Consider the following 16,762-nt stretch of genomic DNA (forward strand, 5'->3'; position numbering starts at 1 on the left):
TGTCATCTCTTGGGTGGTCTCGCTGGAGCCGGCGTACAGATCTTCGGTGGTGCTCATCAGTTGTAGCTCCTCCGCTGGTCGGGCGGGGGAACCGTCCCGCCCTTGTACTCGACGGGGATGCCGCCCAGCGGGTAGTCCTTCCGCTGGGGGTGGCCCGGCCAGTCGTCGGGCATGAGGATGCGCGTCAGCGCGGGGTGGCCGTCGAAGACGATGCCGAACATGTCGAAGGTCTCGCGCTCGTGCCAGTCGTTGGTCGGGTAGACCGCGACGATCGACGGGATGTGCGGGTCGGCGTCGGGCGCGCTGACCTCGAGCCGGATGCGCCGGTTGTAGGTCATCGACAGCAGGTGGTAGACCGCGTGCAGCTCGGCGCCCCGGTCGTCGGGGTAGTGCACGCCGCTGACTCCGGAGCAGAGCTCGAAGCGCAGCCGCTCGTCGTCGCGCAGCACCTTCGCCACCGTCGGGAGGTCCTCCCGGCGCACGTGGAACGTGATCTCGCCGCGGTGGATGACGACGCGCGGGACCGCGGTCTCGAGGCCGGCCTGGCGCGTGGCGTGCTCGAGCGCGTCGGCGACCTCGTCGTACCAGCCGCCGTAGGGCCGCTGCGCCTCGCCGGGCAGGACGACCGGCTGGACGAGCCCGCCGTACCCGCTGGTGTCACCGGTGCCGCGGACGCCGAACATGCCGTGGCGTACGCCGACCTCGTGCACCTCGCCCGTGGGGGCGGGCACGTTCTCCGGCGACTGCTCGACGGCGGGCTGCTCGGGTCCCTTGTTCTCGGTCACCGGAGCATGCCCTTCATCTCGGAGGTCGGGAGGGCCTGCAGCGCCTGGGTCTCGAGCTCCACGACCTCCCGCTCGCGGTTGACGCCGAGCTTGGTGTGCTGGACCTGGTCGTGGAGCTTGAGGATGGCGTCGATGAGCATCTCGGGCCGCGGCGGGCAGCCGGGGAGGTACATGTCGACCGGCACGACGTGGTCGACGCCCTGGACGACGGCGTAGTTGTTGAACATGCCGCCGCTGCTGGCGCACACGCCCATCGCCAGCACCCACTTGGGGTTGGGCATCTGGTCGTAGATCTGGCGCAGGACCGGCGCCATCTTCTGGCTGACCCGCCCGGCGACGATCATCAGGTCGGCCTGGCGCGGGCTGGCCCGGAAGACCTCCATGCCGAAGCGCGCGAGGTCGTACTTCGGGCCACCGGACGTCATCATCTCGATGGCGCAGCAGGCAAGTCCGAAGGTCGCCGGCCAGAAGGACGCCTTGCGCATGTAGCCGGCGACGCCCTCGACGGTCGTCAGCAGGACGCCGCTGGGGAGCTTTTCCTCGATACCGGTCATCTCTCAGACCATCCAATCAGTTGAGCGTCGCGAGGCGCGTGCAGTGCCAAGGCGGAGGAGGGAAGGCGGCCTTCTGCGGAGCGCAGCGGAGCGGCCGTCGACCGACGACAACGAAGGCAATGTGCGTGCATCGCGGCGCTCAATCCCAGTCAAGGCCGCCGCGGCGCCATACATAGGCATAGGCGACGAAGACGGTGGCGATGAAGATGACCATCTCGACGAGCCCGAAGAGCAGCAGCTCGTCGAAGTGCACGGCCCACGGGTACAAGAAGATGATCTCGATGTCGAAGACGATGAAGAGCATCGCGGTGATGAAGTACTTCACCGGGAACCGGCCGCCGCCGAGAGGCTGCGGCGTGGGCTCGATGCCGCACTCGTAGGAGTCCAGCCGCGCCCGGTTGTACCGCTTGGGCCCGACCAGCGCGCTCATGATCACGGAGAAGACCGCGAACCCCGCCGCCAGGATGGCCAACGCGAGGACCGGCGTGTAGAGCTCCATGCTTCGCCTCTCTTCCGAGCCGTTTCCAGAGCCGCCTTTGTGACTTTGTGAACTGAATCACTAAGTGGTCTGAGCACATCTAACCACTCCTGAAACACCCCTGCACCCCGGGGTGGCCTCGCGCCGCGGATTGATGTCGAAGGTCCCGAGATTCCCGCTGACCTGCGCATTTACGAAACAACGAACTGCCCTAATTCGGGTATTCGCGTGAACCGCGAACCGTTTCGTGCGGCCGCCGCAACAGAGGGGTCATGTGGTCGGACCTGCCGACCCACCCATCTCCGAAAGGCCTCATCATGCGTCTGCGCAGTCGTCTCACCGTCGTCGCCACCGGCACCGCCCTCGTCGCCACCGCCGGGGTCGCCTTCGCGGCCTGGACCGTCGACGGCACCGGCACCGGCGCCGCCACGACGGGCACGGCCAAGGACCTCACGGTCGTCGCGTCCTCGATCGACGCCGACCTCTACCCCGGCGGCCCGGCCGGGGCCGTCGGCTTCGAGGTCACGAACCCGAACCCCTTCGACGTCCGGCTGACCTCGGTGTCGTACGGCGCCCTCGGCACCGGCGGCTCGGCCTGCGCCGCGGCGAACGTCACCATGGCCCCGGGCGCCCCGACCGCGGTGAGCATCGTCGTGCCCGCCGGCCAGACGGTCGCCGACTCGATCCCCGGCGTGCTCCGGCTCGCCGCGGCCGCCGACGACTCCTGCCAGGGCGTGCCGCTGACCGTCGGCCTGTCGTTCTCCGGCGCCCAGCAGTGAGCCGCGCGGTGCGGCCGGGCTGGCTCGTCACGGTCGTCGCGATCCCGGCGCTCCTGGCGTCGGGCGCGACCGCCACGCCCACTGCCGACGAGCGGCGCCCGGCTCGCCTCGTGGTGGACGGCGCGACCGTCGCGGGTCTCCACCCGGGTGAGCGCGACCGGCTCACCGTCACCGTGCGCAACCGCGCCGGCCGCACCGTCGAGGTCACCTCCGTCACCGCCGGCGTCCGCACCACCCCGCGCGGCTGCGCGGCATCACTGCTGCGGATCGGGTCCGCCACGCCGGGCACGAGGCTGCGCTCCGGCAGGACCCTCCGGGTGCGGCTGCCGATCCGGCTCGCCAAGTCCGCTCCGGACGCCTGCCAGGGCGTCAGGTTCCAGCTCACCCTGCGCGCCCGCGCCCGCCGCTGACCGATCTCCCGCCGACCGAACTCCCGTCGACCGAACTCCTGGAGCACCGATGCACCGCACGCTCGTCGTCGTCCTGACCCTCCTGCTCATCGGCGTCGCCACCGTCACGTGGGCGAGCTGGTCCGCGGCCGCCACCGGCACCGCGGGCGCCCACGCTGCGGTGGTGGCGACACCGGACCGGCCCGACGCGACGATCGCCAACGGGAGTGTGACGGTGGCGTGGTCGACGGTCACGGCGACCGGCTACGTCGTCCAGCGGACCCACCAGGCGACCGGCACCACCCAGCCTGCGTGCGGCGGCGCGGTCGTCACGACGACGCAGTGCGTCGACAGTGACGCCGACCCGGGCACCTGGACCTACCGCGTCCGCGCCCGGCTCGGCTCCTGGACCGGGCCGTGGTCGACCGCGAGCACCCCGGTCGAGGTGGAGGGCGCCAGCACCGCGACCCTGGACGTGTCGCCGCGGTCGGCGACGCCCGGCGACGCGATCGCCGTCACCGGCGCCGGGTGGCCTGCGAGCAGCGAGGTCACCGTCCTGGTCGGCGGATCGGTCATGTGCACGGTGCCCAGCGCTGCCGACGGGACCGTCGCGAGCGACGCCTCCTGCCCGATGCCCGAGCGCGCGCAGGGCACGTACGCCGTACGCGCCAGCTCGGGCACCACGGTCGTCGATGCCGGGAACGTCGCCGTCGTGCCGGGCCTGCGGTCGGTGAGCCCGACCACCAGCCCGGGCGGGCAGCTCTCGGTGCGGGGACGGGGCTTCGCGGCGAGCAGCCAGGTCGACGTCCGGCTGGGCGAGCGCCTGCTGACCCGGGTGACGACGACCCAGTCCGGCGAGACCAACACCGTGCAGCTGACCGTCCCTGCCGATGTCGCCCCCGGGTCGTACGCACTGCGCCTCGTCGACGCGGCCGGCAACGAGGCGCAGGCGCCGGTGGCGGTCGCCGCCGCCGGGCTCCAGGTGACCCCGGCGTCGGCGACACCCGGCGACACCGTCCGCGTCAGCGGCTCCGGCTGGCCGGCCGGCGCGGCCGTCGGCCTGAGGATCCGCTCGACGCCGATGTGCTCGCTCACCCCCGATGTGTCCGGTGCGATCTCCGGCGAGTGCACGCTGCCGGACACGGCGGGAGGCGACACCGAGATCGTCGCGAACAACGGCACCTCCACGGTCGCCACCGCGCTCCGCGTGCTCGCGTCGGTGGCGCCGACCTCGGCAGTGTCGACGAGCCCCGGCGGCTCCCTCCAGCTGAAGGTGCGCGGGCTCGGTGGCCACACCGCGATCGGGGTCCAGTTCGACGACGGACCCGTCACCCCGACCGGCCAGAGCACGCCGGAGTCCGGGACGCTCACGTTCAGCGTGACGGTGCCGCAGCTCGGCAGCGGCAGTCACGTCGTGCGGGTGAGCGACGCGTCCGGCAACGCCGCCACGACGACGATCACCGTGGTGGCGCCGGAGCTCACCCTGTCCCACAGCTCCGGCCCGACCCAGATGGCGATCCAGGTCAGCGGACGGAACTGGCCGGCGAACGTCGGCGTGGGGATCAGGTTCGACGGCAACACCTACAACTGCACGCCCGTCACCCGGGCCGACGGCACGTTCGGGCCGACGAGCTGCCTGGTCCCCCAGCTGCCGGGCGGCCCCCACGCCGTCACCGCGAGCAGCAACACCGCCGTCCTCGGCTCGTCGATCACGTTCACGATCACCCCGAAGGTCACGTCCACCTACTCCATGGCATCTCCGGGCCAGTCGCTGATCCTGTCCGCCACCGGACTCCCCGCGAGCAGCAGCGCCACCTTCCTGATCGGCGGACAGCAGGTCGCGACGGCCACCACGAGCTCGTCGGGACAGGCCAACCCGTCCGTGCCCGTGCCCGACCTACCGGCCGGACCCGCCGCCGTCCAGGTCGTCGGCGCGCTCGGCGCCAGCCCGGAGGCGACGCTCACGATCTACCGGCCGACCCTCCAGCTGAGCACCTCGACGATCGTGCCCAACCAGGCGGTCCGCGTCACCGGCACCGGCTGGCCGGCCGGCCAGTTCGTCGGCATCCGGGTCGGCAGCTCGCTCGTCTGCACCCTCACCGCGACCGGCGGCAACCTCGACGCCAGCTGCATCCCGCAGGCGGTCCCGGGAGGGTCCGGGCAGGTGGTGACCGGCACGACCAACAACGTGCCGACGGTGACCGCGACGGCGCCCGGCACGGTGACCGTCGTGGCCGCCGCGGCGCTCGACCTGGTCAGCGCCGCCCCCGGCCAGACCGTCCGGGCCACCGCCCGCGGCCTGCTCGCCGGCCGCACCGTGGAGCTGTACGTCGGGGGCGTGCTCGTCGAGTCCCGGTCCGCCGCCGGCGACGGCATCTGGACGCGCGCCTACGCGATCCCGGCCGGCACGCCTCCGGGCCCGCTGGAGTTCGAGTTCCGCCAGCAGGACGTCCCGCCGGCGCGGGTCACGCTGACCGTGACCGGGTGAGGCCGGTCAGCGGGTGGCGCGGTGGAGGGCGACGACGCCGCCGGACAGGTTGCGCCACTCCGGCGCCTGCCAGCCGGCGCCGGCGATGAGCGCGCCGAGGCCGGCCTGGTCGGGCCAGGCCCGGATCGACTCGGCGAGGTAGACGTAGGCGTCGGGCGACGACGACAGCGCGCGGGCGATCGGCGGCAGCGCGCGCATGAGGTACTCGACGTACACGGTGCGGAACGGCGCCCAGGTCGGGTGGCTGAACTCGCAGACGACGAGGCGGCCGCCCGGCTTCGTGACCCGCCGCATCTCGCGGAGGCCGGCCTCGGGGTCGACGATGTTGCGGAGCCCGAAGGAGATCGTCACCGCGTCGAAGCTCTCGTCGGCGAACGGCAGCTGCGTGCCGTCGCCGGCCGTGAACGGCAGGTGCGGCCGCCCCTGCTTGCCCACGCGGAGCATCCCGAGCGAGAAGTCGCACGGGACGACGGTCGCCCCCGCGTCGGCGAAGGGCTGGCTCGACGTACCGGTGCCGGCGGCCAGGTCGAGGACGCGCTCACCGGGCTGCGGGTCCACGGCGGCGATCACGGCCCGCCGCCAGCGGCGGTCCTGGCCCATCGACAGGACGTCGTTGGTGACGTCGTAGCGCCGGGCCACCGCGTCGAACATGCGACGGACGTCGGACGGCTGCTTGTCGAGCTCTGCGCGGACCACGGGCAGAGACTACGGGCAGCGACAGCAGGTCGGGCCCAGTGGCCTCGGCGCCGGTCACGAGTTGGTCACGACCCGCACGACGCGCCGCCCGAGATGCAACCGGACCCCGCCCGGACGCGTCACCCTTGCGTCCGTCTCCCCTTCTTCCCCAGGAGAGTCCATGTTCTTCCTGCGTCGCCTGCTGCTCGGCCTCTCGGTCGCGGCGCTGCTGTGCACGGCCGCCTTCATCGCGGGCGATGCTCTCAACGACGAGCCTGCCGGCCACCCGTCCGCCGCCGGCACCGGTGGCCCGGAGCCGGCACCGACGACGGCACCGACGACGGCACCGACCCCGACGATCGCGCCGGTGGCGACGTACCGGCCCACCCGCGCCCGGGAGCCGCGCCGCGAGGCCGGCCGCACGCTGCTCGGGCCCGGCGACACCGGACGCGCGGTCCGCGACCTCCAGGCCCGGCTGCAGCAGATCGACTGGTTCCAGTCCGACGTCACCGGCACCTACGGAAGCCTGACGACGGCGGCCGTGCGCGGCTTCCAGGCCAAGCGCGGCATCCCGGTCACCGGCCGGGTCGACCGGCGCACGTTCGACCGGCTGCACGCGATGACCGCGAAGCCGACGTACGCCGAGCTGCACAACCGCGGCAACGTCGCCGGCGCGCTCGACCCCCGCTGCCGGATCGGGCGGGTGCTGTGCGTGGACAAGACGAGCTCCACGGTGCGCTGGGTCGTGGGCGGCAAGGTCCTCCAGACCCTCGACGCACGCTTCGGCGCGAGCAGCACTCCGACCCGCGAGGGCGTCTTCCACGTCTACGTGAAGAGCGCCGACCACGTGTCCCGCCTGTACGGCTCGGAGATGCCGTTCGCGATGTTCTTCTCCGGCGGGCAGGCGGTCCACTACTCGTCGGACTTCGCCGCGGTGGGGTACGCCGGGGCGTCCCACGGCTGCGTCAACATCCGCGACTACGACGGGATCGCCCAGCTCTACGACCGGGTCCGGATCGGCGACACGGTGGTCGTCTACTGGTCCTGAGTAACGGTCTGCTCGTGTCAAGGGGCTGGGTGGGCAGGGGTGGCTGACCGCTCGTCGTCGGGCGGTTCGGTCGTGGTCGCTGTTGATCGGGGCTGGTGGCGTTCCGGCGGTGCTCACTGATGACTCAAGCTCGCGGGGCGGCTGATGCAACGGCGTGCGCGCTCGCGTGATGGGAGGGGCCCGGCGTCCTACTCAGCGCGCGGTCCCGAACTGGGTTCGGGCTGCAGAGTCAGGGCGACGTTGATCCGGGCCCCCGCCACCAGGCGGGTCAGCTGGCGACCGGGGTGTTGCGGCGGGCAGCCGTTGGGGTCACCGTTGGTGGTGGCGGGCAGGTCACGTCGTTTGCGCAAGATGCCGCTCGACGGCCGTTGACGGGCCTGTCCGCCGCTCTTCTCCTCTCGCCCTGAGTGCTGATCGCGATCGCGAACCGGTCGGGGTCGTAGGTCTGCTGGTTGCGGATCAGGGCGAAGGCCAGCCGGTGGGCGCGATGCCCGACGGCGACGTTGGCGACTTTGGGCCGCTTCCCGCGCCCGATCAGGGTGCGCTTGAAGGCCGCGAAGTGCGGGTCGTGCTGGGCCAGGCCGCGGCCCATCTCGATGATCGCGTGCCGGAGCGCCGCTGATCCCTCGCGGCCGATGCCACCCGGCGGTTGGTGCCGGCGGAGTCGTATTGGGACGGGACCAGTCCGCTGGCACGGTAGGCGTGCTCGGCGCTGGGGAACCGGGTGTGGTCACCCAGGGCAGCGGCATAGTCGGCAGCCCGGATGCTGCCGACGCCCGGCAGGCTGGTCAGCACCCGGGCCGGGGTCTGCGTGAGCAGGTCAGCGACGATCTGGTCGGTGTCGTCGAGCTCACGCAACAGGTCCTCGAGCATGGCAGCGTCGCGGCGGACGATCTCCAGCCGGGCTTGGCGTTCTGGCTCCGGCAGGCGCAGGGACTGGTGGGCAGCGGCGATGATCCTGATCGCCTTGGGCGTCTCGACACGCACGGCGTGCTCGCTGCCCAGCGCCCGAAGCATTCCGGGATCCAGAGCAGCGACTTGGTCGATGTCGGCGCCAAGTGCCTGCAGCACCAGCCAGAAGCTCTTGCGGGCCAGTGGGTCGCTGAAGCAGCCCTGCAGGCTCGGGAACGCCAGGTCGATGCTGGCCAGCAGCTGGTTGCCCAGGGCTACTCGGGCTGCCTGCTTGCGGTGGCGTGTGCGACCCAGGCCTGCAGCCGAGCCATCGCGCCGTCATCGGTGCCGCCGCGTCGACCGGCACCGCGCAGGAGTAGCTCGATCATGGCCGCGGCATCGCGCTGGTCGGACTTCAACCGGCGATAGCCCATCTGCGCGCGGGCGGCATGGACCTGCGCCGGCGAGAGGTCGACGGTGTCCCAGCCGACCGTGCGCAGTCGGTGGACCAGCAACCGGTGGTAGTGACCGCACGCTTCCACCCCGAACCGAACCAGCGTCGCCGATCGCACCGAGCAGGCCCGCGCGACAGCGGCCTCGAGTGCTTCGACCCCTGGTTCATCCAGTGCGAACCTCACCGGCTCCCCGATGAGCTCGCCACGACCATCAGCGATCAGCGCGAGCGCCTCGACCTTGCCGACATCGACACCAACGAGCACTGTCCGGACCGAGCCGGCCAGATCCATCAGACGCAGGAACTCGGCCTGCTCCTCACCACCAACGAACCCCATCCGGGCACCTCCTCGACGAGACGACGAAGCACCACAATCGGTGCTGCCGCCCCTCCCGAGGAGGTATCAGTCAGTCCTGCTGGAGGTCGTCGAGCAGCTGGTCGGCGACGTCGACGAGCTCCTCGGCGGAGATCGCGCCGGAGCCGACCTGCGCGGTCAGCTCGCCGCGGGTGACCTGGCACTGGCTGAAGGCGGGCGCGGGCGCCGCGCCGGTCGTGCCCTGGCCGTAGTTGATGATGCAGGCGCCGTCGCCGACGCTGGTCATCTCGGTGGGCGCCTGGCCGCCGGACGCCTCGGGGTCCGGGAGGCTGTTCGGGGCGAACGCGCCGCCCTCGGACTGGAACACCTGGACGAAGACCGCCTGGGTGCCCTCGGCGACGTAGGTGCGGGTGACGGCCGACCGGCCGAGCACCTCGGGCAGGACCTGATTGCCGTGCTCGGCGGCGGCCCGCTCCTGCTCGACGATCGCGTCGGCCTGCTCCGCGAGCTGGCCACCTTCGAAGGCCCGCGGGTCGTCGGAGGCGATGTAGCCGCCCGGCAGGGTCGCCGGGAGCTCCAGCTCGATCGCTTCTGCCTCGCCGGACTCCTCACCGTGCGCCTTCGGCAGCGCGATGGCGAACGCGGCGATCAGGCCGAGGAAGACGACGCCGAGGAGGATGCCGATCCAGGTCGACGTACGGCTCGCGGAGGTGGGGGTGCTCACGTCCTGCGACGCTACCCGCCCGCCCGAGGCGGGGATCTGCCGGGTCCGTCGGTAGTCTCAGCGCGTGACGTTCACCGTCCGCACGGTTCGCCTCGACCTCGCCGAGGCCACGCGGCTCCTCGACCTGGTCCCGGCTGACCGGCCCGTGACCTGGCTGCGCCGTGGCGACGGCCTCGTCGGCTGGGGCGTCGCCGCCGAGGTCCGCACCAGCGGCGCGACCCGATTCGCCGACGCGGACAAGTGGTGGCGCGAGACGACGGCCCGCGCCGTGGTGCACGACGACGTGGTCGAGCCAGGCACCGGGCCGGTCGCGTTCGGCACGTTCGCGTTCGCCGACGAGCCGGGCGAGTCCGTGCTCGTCGTGCCCCGCGTCATCGTCGGGCGCCGCGGCGACGTGGCGTGGCTGACGACCGTCGGCACGGACCCCGCCCCCGACCTGGCCCCGGCCGACCCGCCCGCGGGGCCGACCGGCGTGAGCTTCGCCGACGGCGCGCTCAACGGCGAGCAGTGGATGTCCGCGGTCGCCGACGCGGTCGCGCGGATCAGCCGCGGCGACCTCGAGAAGGTCGTGCTCGCGCGCGACCTGGTCGCCACCGCCGACGAGGCGATCGACGTGCGCTGGCCGCTGCGGCGGCTCACCGAGATCTACCCGATGTGCTGGACCTTCCACGTCGACGGCATGTTCGGCGCCACCCCCGAGATGCTGGTGCGCCGCGAGCGCGGCCTCGTCACGTCGCGGGTGCTGGCCGGCACCATCCGCCGCACCGGCGACGACGAGCGCGACCTCGCCCTCGCCGCTACCCTCGCCCGGTCGTCGAAGGACCTCGAGGAGCACGAGTACGCCGTACGCTCGGTCGCCGACGCCCTCGACCCGCACTGCTCGTCGATGAACGTGCCCGAGGCGCCGTTCGTGCTGCACCTGCCCAACGTCATGCACCTCGCGACGGACGTCGCGGGCGTCGTGCACGACGCGGCCACGGTGTCGTCGCTCCAGCTCGCCGAGGCGCTGCACCCGTCCGCCGCCGTCGGCGGCACGCCGACCCCCGTGGCCACCGACCTGATCGCGGAGATCGAGGGCATGGACCGCGGCCGCTACGCCGGCCCGGTGGGCTGGATGGACGCCAGCGGCGACGGTGAGTGGGGCATCGCGCTGCGCTCCGCACGGATCTCCGGCTCGACCGTCCAGCTGTTCGCCGGGTGCGGCATCGTCGCCGAGTCCGACCCCGAGGCGGAGCTGGCCGAGGCCCAGGCCAAGTTCGTGCCGGTGCGGGACGCGCTCATCGCCGGCTGACGCGCACCGCCGCACCCGCTATGTTCGAGCCCTCGGGTCTCTCGCGGGAGGACATTCGCATGACCGGTCGGATCGTCGTCGGCATCGACGGCTCGGAGCAGAGCCGCAACGCGCTCGAGTGGGCGGTCGCCCGGGCCCGGCTCGGGGGTGAGGAGCTCGCGCTCGTGAGCGCCTACACGCTCACGCCCGTCTTCGACTTCTACGGCTACCACGGCCTCGCGGACACCCAGCCGATCGACTGGTACGCCGAGTACTCCCAGAAGCTGGTCGACACCGCCGCGGCTCGCGTCCGCGACCTCGCTCCCGACCTGGCCTGCACCGCCACCGTGGAGCGGGGCCACCCCGGCACCGTGCTCGCGGCGGCCTCGGAGTCGGCGTCTGCACTCGTCGTCGGTCGCCGCGGTCTCGGCGGCGCCGCGAGCGCCGTGCTGGGCTCGGTCAGCAACCGGCTGACCGTGGAGGCGAAGTGCCCGGTCGTCGTCGTCGGAGCCGACGAGCTCCCGACGACGGGGCCGGTCGTCGTCGGCCTCGACGGGTCGGACTTCGCCGTCCACGCACTCCGCTACGCCATCGCCGAGGCGGCGGCACGCCGTACCTCCGTGCGGGCGATCGCCGCCTTCGACTACGTGCACCCGGCCTTCTCGCTGGACGACGAGCTGGCCGCGCGCATGAAGGCGGGGGCCGAGGACGAGGCCGCGTCCGTCGTCCCGCGGGCGCTCGCGCAGCTGGGCGCGGACGCCGCGTCGGTGGACATCGAGCACGTGGCCGTGGCCGGTCCCGCAGCCGAGGCGATCCTGGACAACTCCGACGACGCGCAGCTGATCGTGGTCGGGTCGCACGGCAAGGGGCTGGTCCGGCGGGTGCTGCTCGGCTCGGTGAGCCGCCAGGTCCTCAACGACGCCGAGCGGCCGGTCGCCGTCGTCGACCTCCCCGAGCACTGACGTCCTAGCTGACCTCCTAGAGGTCCGCGCCGTCCGCGCGCCGAACGTACTCCAGGCCCTCGGCGGGCAGGAACCGGTTCATGTGGCCGTCGACGATGCCGAGTCCCGCCTCGCTGTAGACCCGGTCGTGGATGGCGAGGTTCTTCGGCGCCTTGACCACGCGGGCGAACTCGATCGCCTCCGAAGCCTTCATCCACGGCGCCGAGACCGGGACGCACAGCACGTCGACTGCCTCGCCGGGCTCGGTCAGCGCGTCTCCGGGGTGGTAGACCTTGGTGCCGCCGGCGTCGATCACGTAGCCGCTGTTGGCGATCCGCGGGATCTCCGGGTGGATCACGGCGTGCATCTCACCCACCGCGCGCACGGGCAGCCCGACGTCGAACGTCTCCCCCGGCGCGACCACGGTGAGCCGCTCGGCGAGAGCCGGGGCGTCCTGGCGGATCTTCGCGGCGACGGCCTCGATGGTGAAGACCGGCGCCTCCGCGGCGACCAGGTTGTCGGCCAGGTAGTGGTCCGGGTGCTCGTGGGTGACCAGCACCGCGTCCGCGCCCGCCACCGCGGCCGGATCGGTGAAGACGCCCGGGTCGAGGACGACCGTCGTCCCGACGTGCTGGATCCGCACGCAGGCATGTCCGAACTTGGTGATCCGCATGTCTCTACGATGCCACCGTGACCCGCTTCGACCTCTCCGACCCGGCCTTCGACGTCACCTCTCCGGCGGTACACGCCGCGCGCGAGGAGAGCTGGTACGTCGAGACCAACTGGGGCTGGGCCGTGCTCCGGCACGCGGAGGTCAGCGCGCTGCTGCGCGACCGGAGGTTCCGCCAGGGCAACGCCCGCTGGCCGGAGCAGAACGGCATCCACTCCGGACTCTTCTCCGACTGGTGGCAGGAGACCCTGCTCAGCCTCGAGGGCGACGACCACGCCCGGATCCGCCGCCTGCTGATGCCGGCCTTCCGCAACAAGACCATCGCCGCGATGCGCCCGCGCTTCCAGGCGCTGGCCAACGAGCTGATCGACGGCTTCGCCTCGCGAGGCGAGGTGGAGTTCGTGCGCGAGTTCGCGGAGCCGTACGCCGCCCGCATCATCTGCGTGCTGCTCGGCCTGCCCGAGGACAACTGGCACCAGGTCGCGCAGTGGGCCGACGACCTCGGCGCGTCGTTCTCGATCGACGTCGGCAACCAGGTGCCGCGCATCGAGGCCGCGCTCGGCGGCCTCTACGCGTACGTCGAGGAGGTGGTCGCCGACCGGCGCACCCACCCGCGCGACGACCTCGTGACGACGCTGGTGCAGGCCACCGACGACGGCGACCGGCTGACCGAGCACGAGCTCGGGGTGGCGCTGGTGTTCCTCGCCTTCGCCGGCATGGAGACCACCCGCAACCAGCTCGGCCTCGCGCTCCAGACGCTGCTGAAGCACCCCGACCAGTGGCGGCTCCTCGCCGAGCGGCCCGACCTCGGCGAGACGTGCGTCGAGGAGGTGATGCGGGTCAACCCGACCGTCACCTGGGTGACCCGCGAGGCCCTCGAGGACGTGGAGTTCCAGGGACTGCACATCCCGAAGGGCGGCATCGTGCAGATGCTGTCCCACAGCGCCGGCACCGACCCGGACGCGATGCCGGACCCGGCGTTCGACATCACCGCGCAGCGCCCGCCGCACCACGGCTTCGGCGCCGGGGTGCACCACTGCCTCGGGCACTTCGTGGCCCGCACCGACATGGCCGTCGCGCTGCCGCTGCTCGCGCGGCGGATGCCGGACGCCGTACCGGACGGGCCGGGTGAGTGGCTGCCCGTGTCGGGCAACACCGGGCCGGTGCGCTTCCCGATCCGCTTCCGGCCGGCCTGATCAACCCTCGTCGCCGGGCAGCTGCGGGTAGCCCTCGATCGGGTAGATGCCCACGGCGAACCCGTAGGTCGTCTCGCCACCGCGCGGCAGGTGGTCGAACTCCGCCACCAGCTCCTTGAGGCGCAGCCAGAACTCCCGGTGCTGCGCCGGCCCGAGCCGGGCGTGCCGGATGAACGCCCACAGCTGGCCGGCCTCGTAGGCCGGCGCCGACTCCCGTGCCGCCACCTCGAAGTCGTTGAAGTCCGGCGGCAGGTCCTGGCCGCCCGGACCGACCCCGGCGTAGAACATCCGCGCCGTACGGCCGTAGAACGCCTCCTCGACTGCCCGCACCCGACGGGTGCGGACCACGCGCACCAGGCCCGCGTCGGCCAGCACCTTCACGTGGTGCGCGACCGTGCTCTTCGGCCGCGAGACCGTGCGGCTCAGCTCGGTGACGCTGGCGGCCCGCTCGTGGAGCAGCCCGAGGATCGTGGTGCGCAGCGGATGGGCGAGCGCGCGCACCTGGGCAGGCTCGCTGAGGACCAGGACATCGTCGAGGTCGTAGTCCGGGACGTCGGGATTGCTCTCCACCGACGAACATACTAGCCTGCTCGAACGTACGAGTTTTCCGGATCGTTTGAAGGAGGCCGCGATGGCCGAGGTACTGCTCTTCCACCACGCCCAGGGCCTGACCGAGGGCGTGCGACGGTTCGCCGACGGGCTGTCCCGCGCCGGGCACACCGTGCACACGCCGGACCTCTACGACGGCGCCACGTTCGAGACCATCGAGGACGGCGTGGGCCACGCCCGCGAGCTCGGGTTCGGCAACGTGCGGGAGAGTGGCGTCGCGGCCGCCGACGGGCTGCCTGCGGGCCTCGTCTACGCCGGGTTCTCGCTGGGCGCCATGCCCGCGCAGCAGCTCGCCCAGACCCGCCCGGGCGCGCTCGGTGCGCTCCTCCTCGAGGCGTTCGTGCCTCCCGAGGAGTTCGGTGCCTGGCCGGAGGGCGTGCCCGTGCAGGTCCACGGCATGGCCGACGACGAGTTCTTCTCCGAGGATCGCCCGGCCGCGGAGGCGTTCGTCGCCGACCGGCCCGAGGCCGAGCTGTTCCTCTACCCGGGCAAGCAGCACCTCTTCGCCGACGACTCGCTGGCCGGCTACGACAAGGTGGCCGCGGACCTGCTCACCGAGCGCGTCCTGGCGTTCCTCGCTGCCCTGAGCTGACTACGCCGTCAGGTGGTGCAGGAAGCACCACCGCCAGTCCTCGCCGGGCTCGGCGGACTGCATGACCGGGTGCTGGGAGTCCTGGAAGTGCCGGGTCGCGTGCTGCCGCGGTGAGGAGTCGCAGCAGGCGACGTTCCCGCACGCGAGGCAGCGCCGCAGCGACACCCACTGGGTGCCCTCCGCCACGCACGCCTCGCAGTAGGTCTCGGGGTGCTCGTCGACGACGGCGTACTTCTCCAGGTCCTCGCAGATCTCCCCGATCTTCCAGTGCCGACCGGCGTACGCCGCAGCCTCGTCACGCTCCTGCTCGGCGCTGTCGAGCATCGACTCCTCGACGTCGAGCATCGCCAGCACGTCGGCGACCACGTCGGACGGCACGTTGCCGGAGTCGCGGATCTCGAGGATGCGGCGTCGCTCGGCGTCGAGCAGCTGCGTGCGGACCCGGTAGTAGAGGGCGGCCGGGGACTCCTGGTCCGGCTGGGTGCTGAGGCGCTCCCAGGCGGCGAAGTTGCGCTGGTCGAGACGCTGGCGCACCAGGTCCACGACGCCGGCGGTGTCGTCGTACTCCATCCCGTCGAGCTCGTCCAGCGCGGCCTTGGAGGCCTGCTGGAGCAGGGTCGCGCGGGCCAGCGCGTCGTCGAGCGGGTCGGGCGACGGCACCTTCAGCCAGCGGGCGACCATCGGCAGCGTCAGCCCCTGGATCAGCAGGGTGCCGGCGACCACCGTGAAAGCCGCCATCAGCAGCACCTCGCGGTGCTCGGTGTCCTCCGGGATCAGGAACGCGGCGGCCAGCGTGACGACGCCGCGCATGCCGGCCCACCCGACCAGGAACGTCTGGGTCGCCGGAGGCCGGCTGCCGGTGATCGGGTCGGGCCCCATCCGGACCAGCCACCAGCGGGAGATGTAGACCCAAACGATGCGCAGCACGATGCACGCCAGCAGCACGGCCGCGCAGATCGCGACGATGCGGCCACCGGACAGCTCGCTGTCAGCGAGGTCCTGGAAGAGCCACTGGGCCTGGAGGCCGATGAGCGCGAAGACGGTGTTCTCGAGCAGGAACGCGATCGTCCGCCAGTTGGTGTGCTCGGCGATGCGCGACTGCGCCGTCTGGAGCAGCGGCGCCTTGTGGCCGAGCAGCAGGCCGGCGACGACGACGGCCACCACGCCCGACGCGTGGATCTCCTCGGCCGCGATGAAGCAGGCGAACGGGATGATGAAGGAGAGGCCGACGTCGAGCACCGGGTCGGTGATGCGCTTGCGCATCCAGCCGACGACGACGAACCCGACCAGGCCGATCAGCACACCACCGCCGGCGGCGATCACGAAGTCGAGTCCGACCGCCCAGCCGATGCCCGTCGCGGCGAGCGCCGTGCGCAGCGCGACCAGGGCCGTCGCGTCGTTGAACAGCGACTCGCCCTCGAGGATCGTCACGACCTTCCGGGGCAGGCCGATGTGGCGTCCGATCGCGGTGGCCGCGACGGCGTCCGGAGGCGCGACGACCGCACCGAGGGCGAAGGCGATCGGCCAGGAGATCCCCGGCAGGAGCTCGTGGACCAGGACGCCGACCCCGGCCGTGGTGAAGAGCACCGCACCCACCGACAACGCCAGGATCGCCCGCCGGTGGGCGTTGAAGTCCACCAGCGACGACGTGATCGCCGCGGAGTAGAGCAGCGGTGGCAGCAGCCCGAGCAGCACCACCTCGGGCTCGAGGTGGACCTGGGGCACGAACGGCAGGAACGACGCCGCCACGCCGGCCACCACCAGCAGGAGTGGGGCCGGCAGGCCGATCCGGCTGGCGGCGACGACGCCGACCAGCACGCACACGGCCAGGGCGACGAGGAAGAGGGCGACGTCCACGGCGCCATCCTCCCCGACTCGGGGCTGCCGCGGGAGCGGTGCACGT

18 protein-coding genes are annotated in these 16,762 nt (G+C 72.4%); 8 read left to right on the plus strand and 10 right to left on the minus strand.

Annotated elements, in window-relative coordinates:
- Window positions 1-56: 56 nt before the first annotated feature.
- The 3 genes from ACFQQI_RS20525 to ACFQQI_RS20535 form a co-directional block, all read right to left on the minus strand.
- Entirely contained in the window at window positions 57-683 is a 627-nt protein-coding gene (locus tag ACFQQI_RS20525) for an NADH-quinone oxidoreductase subunit C (RefSeq protein ID WP_378569046.1), read from the minus strand.
- A 98-nt stretch (window positions 684-781) separates the two neighbouring features.
- Complete coding sequence (locus ACFQQI_RS20530) at window positions 782-1,339, minus strand: NuoB/complex I 20 kDa subunit family protein (RefSeq protein WP_378568039.1); 558 nt, start codon at window positions 1,337-1,339, stop codon at window positions 782-784.
- Between the two features lie 139 nt (window positions 1,340-1,478).
- On the minus strand, window positions 1,479-1,838 hold the full coding sequence (locus ACFQQI_RS20535; protein WP_378568041.1) for an NADH-quinone oxidoreductase subunit A: 360 nt from the start codon (window positions 1,836-1,838) through the stop codon (window positions 1,479-1,481).
- A 296-nt stretch (window positions 1,839-2,134) separates the two neighbouring features.
- Between ACFQQI_RS20535 and ACFQQI_RS20540 the strand changes: the two genes are divergently transcribed.
- Genes ACFQQI_RS20540 through ACFQQI_RS20550 form a run of 3 tightly spaced genes read left to right on the plus strand, consistent with a single transcriptional unit; the run spans window position 2,135 to window position 5,473 of the window.
- The gene (locus ACFQQI_RS20540) at window positions 2,135-2,596 is read left to right on the plus strand and encodes a hypothetical protein (protein ID WP_378568043.1); all 462 of its coding nucleotides are present in this window, start codon (window positions 2,135-2,137) and stop codon (window positions 2,594-2,596) included.
- Window positions 2,593-3,006, plus strand: coding sequence for a hypothetical protein (locus tag ACFQQI_RS20545; RefSeq protein WP_378568045.1), 414 nt, complete (start codon window positions 2,593-2,595; stop codon window positions 3,004-3,006). Before ACFQQI_RS20540 ends, ACFQQI_RS20545 begins: the two co-directional genes overlap by 4 nt.
- A gap of 49 nt (window positions 3,007-3,055) precedes the next feature.
- On the plus strand, window positions 3,056-5,473 hold the full coding sequence (locus ACFQQI_RS20550) for a hypothetical protein (RefSeq protein WP_378568047.1): 2,418 nt from the start codon (window positions 3,056-3,058) through the stop codon (window positions 5,471-5,473).
- A gap of 6 nt (window positions 5,474-5,479) precedes the next feature.
- On the opposite strand, the gene ACFQQI_RS20555 is transcribed toward ACFQQI_RS20550, so the two are convergent.
- Window positions 5,480-6,175 (minus strand): demethylmenaquinone methyltransferase, encoded by a 696-nt coding sequence (locus tag ACFQQI_RS20555; RefSeq protein WP_378569047.1) that lies wholly within the window; start codon window positions 6,173-6,175, stop codon window positions 5,480-5,482.
- A 154-nt stretch (window positions 6,176-6,329) separates the two neighbouring features.
- Between ACFQQI_RS20555 and ACFQQI_RS20560 the strand changes: the two genes are divergently transcribed.
- Entirely contained in the window at window positions 6,330-7,196 is an 867-nt protein-coding gene (locus tag ACFQQI_RS20560) for a peptidoglycan-binding protein (protein WP_378568049.1), read from the plus strand.
- A 534-nt stretch (window positions 7,197-7,730) separates the two neighbouring features.
- Here ACFQQI_RS20560 and ACFQQI_RS20565 read toward each other — a convergent pair.
- The 3 genes from ACFQQI_RS20565 to ACFQQI_RS20575 form a co-directional block, all read right to left on the minus strand.
- Window positions 7,731-8,267 carry a transposase gene (locus tag ACFQQI_RS20565; RefSeq protein WP_378568051.1) on the minus strand — a complete coding sequence of 179 codons (537 nt, stop codon included), beginning with the start codon at window positions 8,265-8,267 and terminating at the stop codon, window positions 7,731-7,733.
- A gap of 95 nt (window positions 8,268-8,362) precedes the next feature.
- Window positions 8,363-8,878 (minus strand): transposase, encoded by a 516-nt coding sequence (locus ACFQQI_RS20570; protein ID WP_378568053.1) that lies wholly within the window; start codon window positions 8,876-8,878, stop codon window positions 8,363-8,365.
- 70 nt (window positions 8,879-8,948) lie between these two features.
- Window positions 8,949-9,581 (minus strand): hypothetical protein, encoded by a 633-nt coding sequence (locus ACFQQI_RS20575; RefSeq protein ID WP_378568055.1) that lies wholly within the window; start codon window positions 9,579-9,581, stop codon window positions 8,949-8,951.
- A gap of 64 nt (window positions 9,582-9,645) precedes the next feature.
- On the opposite strand from ACFQQI_RS20575, the gene ACFQQI_RS20580 reads away from it, so the two are divergent.
- Together ACFQQI_RS20580 and ACFQQI_RS20585 are read left to right on the plus strand one after the other, a co-directional pair.
- Window positions 9,646-10,872 carry an isochorismate synthase MenF gene (locus ACFQQI_RS20580; protein WP_378568057.1) on the plus strand — a complete coding sequence of 409 codons (1,227 nt, stop codon included), beginning with the start codon at window positions 9,646-9,648 and terminating at the stop codon, window positions 10,870-10,872.
- 59 nt (window positions 10,873-10,931) lie between these two features.
- Window positions 10,932-11,813: a universal stress protein gene (locus ACFQQI_RS20585; protein WP_378568058.1), complete on the plus strand. Its 882-nt coding sequence runs from the start codon at window positions 10,932-10,934 to the stop codon at window positions 11,811-11,813.
- A gap of 16 nt (window positions 11,814-11,829) precedes the next feature.
- On the opposite strand, the gene ACFQQI_RS20590 is transcribed toward ACFQQI_RS20585, so the two are convergent.
- Window positions 11,830-12,465, minus strand: coding sequence for an MBL fold metallo-hydrolase (locus tag ACFQQI_RS20590; protein WP_378568060.1), 636 nt, complete (start codon window positions 12,463-12,465; stop codon window positions 11,830-11,832).
- A gap of 17 nt (window positions 12,466-12,482) precedes the next feature.
- Between ACFQQI_RS20590 and ACFQQI_RS20595 the strand changes: the two genes are divergently transcribed.
- Window positions 12,483-13,658: a cytochrome P450 gene (locus tag ACFQQI_RS20595; protein WP_378568062.1), complete on the plus strand. Its 1,176-nt coding sequence runs from the start codon at window positions 12,483-12,485 to the stop codon at window positions 13,656-13,658.
- Here the strand turns inward: ACFQQI_RS20595 and ACFQQI_RS20600 are convergent, their stop codons facing one another.
- A complete protein-coding gene (locus ACFQQI_RS20600) occupies window positions 13,659-14,228 on the minus strand; it encodes an ArsR/SmtB family transcription factor (protein ID WP_378568064.1) in 570 nt (189 codons plus the stop codon).
- 61 nt (window positions 14,229-14,289) lie between these two features.
- Here ACFQQI_RS20600 and ACFQQI_RS20605 point away from each other — a divergent pair, with 61 nt between their 5' ends.
- Window positions 14,290-14,859 carry a dienelactone hydrolase family protein gene (locus ACFQQI_RS20605; protein WP_378568066.1) on the plus strand — a complete coding sequence of 190 codons (570 nt, stop codon included), beginning with the start codon at window positions 14,290-14,292 and terminating at the stop codon, window positions 14,857-14,859.
- On the opposite strand, the gene ACFQQI_RS20610 is transcribed toward ACFQQI_RS20605, so the two are convergent.
- Window positions 14,860-16,716, minus strand: a complete 1,857-nt coding sequence (locus ACFQQI_RS20610) for a Na+/H+ antiporter (protein WP_378568068.1) — start codon at window positions 16,714-16,716, stop codon at window positions 14,860-14,862. It lies immediately after the preceding gene.
- Window positions 16,717-16,762: the final 46 nt, after the last annotated feature.

This window comes from Nocardioides sp. GCM10030259, assembly GCF_042666375.1.
In the GTDB taxonomy this organism is placed as follows: domain Bacteria; phylum Actinomycetota; class Actinomycetes; order Propionibacteriales; family Nocardioidaceae; genus Nocardioides.